The sequence below is a fragment of the Actinokineospora sp. PR83 genome (assembly GCF_021056305.1).
Lineage (GTDB): Bacteria > Actinomycetota > Actinomycetes > Mycobacteriales > Pseudonocardiaceae > Actinokineospora > Actinokineospora spheciospongiae.
This window is the reverse complement of sequence record NZ_JAJCXD010000107.1, coordinates 1-4,644: the sequence shown is the minus strand read 5'-3', so window position 1 is coordinate 4,644 and position 4,644 is coordinate 1. Positions and strand designations below refer to the sequence as shown.

The following is a 4,644-nucleotide window of genomic DNA, read 5'->3' as shown; positions in this document are numbered from 1 at the left end:
GCCACCGCGACCCGGCCTCGATCGCGCTCGACCGGCCCTTCCGCGACCTCGGCTTCGACTCGCTGACCTCGGTGGAGCTGCGCAACGCCCTCGCCGCCGCCACCGGCCTGCGCCTGCCCGTGGGCATCCTCTTCGACCACCCCACGCCGCGCGCGCTCGCCCGCCACCTCGACCAGGCCCGCACCGAGACCGCCGCCGCCGCGCCGGTGGCCGCCGCGGCCGACGAGCCGATCGCGGTCATCGGCATGGCCTGCCGCTACCCCGGCGGCATCCGCACCCCCGACGACCTGTGGGACCTCGTCGCCGCGGGCCGCGAGGCGCTGGGCCCGCTGCCCACCGACCGCGGCTGGGACCTGCGCGCGCTGGCCGCCGCGGGCGTGGTCGACCGGGGCGGCTTCCTGCTCGACGCCGCCGAGTTCGACCCGGCGTTCTTCGGCATCTCCCCGCGCGAGGCGCTGGCGATGGACCCCCAGCAGCGCATCCTGCTCGAAACGGCGTGGGAGGCAGTGGAGCGCGCGGGCCTCGACGCCGACGCGCTGCACGGCACCGCGACCGGGGTGTTCGTCGGCGCCTCGCACCAGGAGTACGGGCCGCGCCTGGACGCCGTCGGCGACGACGTGGCGGGCAACGCGCTCACCGGTGGGCACCCCAGCGTGGCCTCCGGGCGGATCTCCTACGCCCTGGGGTTGCAGGGGCCGTCGCTGACCGTGGACACCGCGTGCTCGTCGTCGCTGGTCGCGCTGCACCTGGCGGTGCGGGCGCTGCGAGCGGGGGAGTGTGGGCTGGCCCTGGCCGCGGGCGCGACCGTGATGGCGTCGCCCGGGGTCTTCATCGAGTTCGGCAAGCAGGGCGGCCTGGCCGCGGACGGCCGGTGCAAGGCCTTCGGCGCGGGCGCGGACGGCACCGGGTGGGCTGAGGGCGCGGGCGTGCTCGTGCTCGAACGGCTCTGCGACGCGCGCGCCAACGGCCACCCCGTGCTGGCGGTGGTGCGCGGCACGGCGGTGAACTCCGATGGCGCGTCGAACGGCCTGACCGCCCCCAACGGCCCGGCGCAGCAGCGGGTGATCGCCGCGGCGCTGGCCGACGCGGGCCTGGAGCCGTCTGATGTGGACGCCGTCGAGGCGCACGGCACCGGCACCGCCCTGGGTGACCCCATCGAGGCCGAGGCGCTGATCGCCGCCTACGGCCGCGACCGGACCGCGCCGCTGGCCCTGGGCTCGCTCAAGTCCAACCTGGGCCACGCCCAGGCCGCGGCGGGTGTCGCCGGGGTGATCAAGCTGGTGCAGGCCCTGCGGCACGGCGTGCTGCCCAGGACCCTGCACGCCGACGAGCCCAGCCCGCACGTCGACTGGGCCAGCGGCGCGCTGCGGCTGCTCACCGAGCCCGCGCCGTGGGCCCCGGGGGAGCGGACCCGCCGCGCGGCCGTGTCGTCCTTCGGCATCAGCGGCACCAACGCCCACGTCATCGTCGAAGAGGCGCCCGAGGCCACTGGACCGGCCGAGATCACCGAGCCCGCGGCGGGCCTGGTCGCCTGGCCGCTGTCGGCCAAGGACGACGACGGCCTGCGCCGCCGCGCCGCCGAACTCGCTGCGTGGGCCGAGCGGACCGAGGCCGACCCCGCCGCGGTCGCCCGCGCCCTGGCCGCCCGCACCACCCACGACCACCGCGCGGTCGTCGTCGGACACGACCGCGCCGCCCTCGTCGACGGCCTGCGCGAGCTGACCCCCACCCGGGTGCGCGAGGGCGAGCCGGCGTTCGTCTTCCCCGGCCAGGGCAGCCAGCGCCTCGGCGCCGGTCGCGCCCTGCACGCCGCAGACCCGGTCTTCGCCGCCGCCCTCGACGAGGTGCTGGCCGCGCTCGACCCGGGGCTGCGCGCCGTGCTCTGGGGCGAGGACGCCGACGCGCTCAACCGCACCGAGCACGCCCAGCCCGCGCTGTTCGCCGTCGAGGTCGCCCTGCACCGCGCGCTGATCGCCCGCGGGGTGCGGCCCGGGGTGCTGCTCGGCCACTCCGTCGGCTCGATCGCCGCCGCCCACGTCGCCGGGGTGTTCTCCCTGGCCGACGCCGCCGCGCTGGTCACCGCGCGCGGCAAGCTCATGCAGGCGCTGCCCGGGGGCGGGGCGATGCTCGCGGTCGGCGCCGCGGAGGACGAGGTCGCGCCGCTGCTGACCGCCGGTGTCTCCATCGCCGCGGTCAACGGCCCCCGCGCCGTCGTGGTCTCCGGGGACGCCGACGCCGTCGACGCGCTGGCCTGCCACTGGGCCGAGCGCGGCGTGCGCACGGCGCGGCTCGCGGTCAGCCACGCCTTCCACTCCGCGCGCATGGACCCGGCCCTCGACGCCTTCCGCGCCGTGGCCGAGCGGGTCACCTACGCCCAGCCCACCCTCACCGTCGTCTCCGACGTCACCGGCGAGGTCGCGGGCCCCGAGCTGGCCACGGCCGAGCACTGGGTCCGCCACGCCCGCCAGGCCGTGCGCTTCCACGACGCCGTCACCACCGCCGCGGGCCTGGGCGCGGACGCCTTCCTCGAAGTCGGCCCCGGCGGCGCGCTCACCGCCATGGTCGCCGACAGCGCCCCCACCGCCACCGCCGTCGCGCTGCTCGGCCACGGGCTGCCCGAGCCGGACGGGGTCACCACGGCCCTCGCCCGCCTGCACGCCATCGGTCGCGCGCCCGCGCCCGTGCCGCCCGGCACCGCCCGCGCCGACGTGCCCACCTACCCGTTCCGCCGCGACTCGTTCTGGCTCGCCGCGCCCACGGGCAGGCCCGGCGCCCACCCCGTGCTCACCGACGAGGTGACCCTGGCCGACACCGGAGACCTCGTGTTCAGCGGCGCGGTGTCGACCTCGGCGCACCCCTGGCTGGCCGGGCACGTCGTCGGCGGCCGGGTGCTGCTGCCAGGCACCGCGCTGCTCGACCTCGTCGCGCACGCGGGCACCCGCGCGGGTGGTCTCGGCGTCGTGGAGCTGACGCTGACCGCCCCCGTCGTCGTCCCCGCGGGCGAGCAGGTGGAACTCCAGGTCAAGGTCGACTCCGCGCGCGCGGTCACCGTCCACTCCCGGCGCGACGGCGGCGCCTGGGCGGTCGCGGCCACCGGCGCGCTCGGGGAGGTCGTGCCCGCCGTGCGGCCCCGGCCCCCCGGGGCCCCCACCCCGCTGGACCGCGACGCGCTCTACGACCGCTTCGCCGCCAACGGCATCGACTACGGCCCCGCCTTCCGCGGCCTGACCGGCCTGTGGCGCCACGGCACCTCCTACACCGCCGAGGTCACCCCGCCCGCCGGGCTCACCGGTGGGCACGCGGTGCACCCCGCGCTGCTCGACACCGCCCTGCACGCGGTCGGCCTCGGTGAGCTCGACGGCGACCCGGGCACCGCGCTGCTGCCGTTCTCCTTCACCGGCGTGGTGGTCGACGGGCCCGCCACCGGCGCGCTGCGCGCCACCCTGACCCCGGTCGGGCCGCTCACCGTCGCCGTCGAGGTCGCTGACGACACCGGCCGCGTCGTCGCCGCGGTCGACGCGCTGGCGCTGCGCCCGGCCCGCGCGGGCGACCCGGCGGCCGACCTGCTCCACCGGGTCGAGTGGACGCGCGTCGAGCTGCCCGCCGCGCCCGCCCCCGCCGAGCGGTTCCTCGTCCACACCGGACAGGAGCCCGCCGGGACCCTGCTGCGGATGCAGGAGTTCCTCGCCACCCCCGACGACCGCACCTTCGTCGTCGTCACCGACGGCCTGCCCGCGGGCGCGGGGGTCGTCGGCCTCGTCCGGTCCGCCCGCGCCGAGCACCCCGGCCGGTTCGCCCTGGTCGAGGCGGGGCCCCAGGGCGCTGAGCACCCCGACCTGCCTGCCGCGCTGGCGATCGGTGAACCCGAGGTCGCCCTGCGCGACGGCGCCGCGTTCGTCCCGCGCCTGGTCCGCGTCCCCGTCACCGGCGGCACCGGCCAGGGCACCGGGATCGACCCGGACGGCACCGTGCTCATCACCGGCGGCACCGGCGCGCTGGGCGCCCTGTTCGCCCGCCACCTCGCGGAGTCCGGCGCGAAGCACCTGCTGCTGGTCAGCAGGCGCGGGCCCGCCGCCCCCGGCGCCGACCGGCTCGCCGCCGACCTCGCCGCCCTGGGTGTCGACGTGCGGGTCGAGGCCGCCGACCTCGCCGACCCCGAGCAGTGCGCCGCCGTGCTGGCCACGGCCGAGCGGCGGATCAGCGCCGTCGTGCACGCCGCGGGTGTGCTCGACGACGGCGTCCTGGCCGCGATGACCCCGCGGCGGCTCGCCGCCGTCGCCCGGCCCAAGGTCGACGCCGCGCGCAACCTCGACCGGCTCACCCGCGACCTCGACGCGTTCGTCGTGTTCACCGCCGCGGCCGGGGTCCTGGGCACCGCGGGGCAGGCCAACTACGCCGCCGCCAACACCGCCCTGGACGCCCTCGCCGCCGACCGCGCCGCCCGCGGCCTGCCCGCCACCGCCCTGGCGTGGGGCCTGTGGGAGGGCGGGATGGCCGAGCACCTGGACGAGGCGGGCCGCGCCCGGCTGGCCCGCCTGGGCATCCGCCCGCTCTCGGCCGCCGACGGCCGCGCGCTGTTCGACGCCGCGCTGCGCAGCGGGCACACCGCCCTGGTGCCCGCCCGCCTCGACCTCGCCGCGCTGC

Annotated in this window: 1 protein-coding gene; it reads left to right on the top strand. The window is 78.8% G+C overall.

Features of this window, described 5'->3' with window-relative positions:
- Positions 1-4,644, top strand: a 4,644-nt coding sequence (locus L6E12_RS30490; protein ID WP_236231385.1) for a type I polyketide synthase, incomplete at both ends; no start/stop codon positions are given.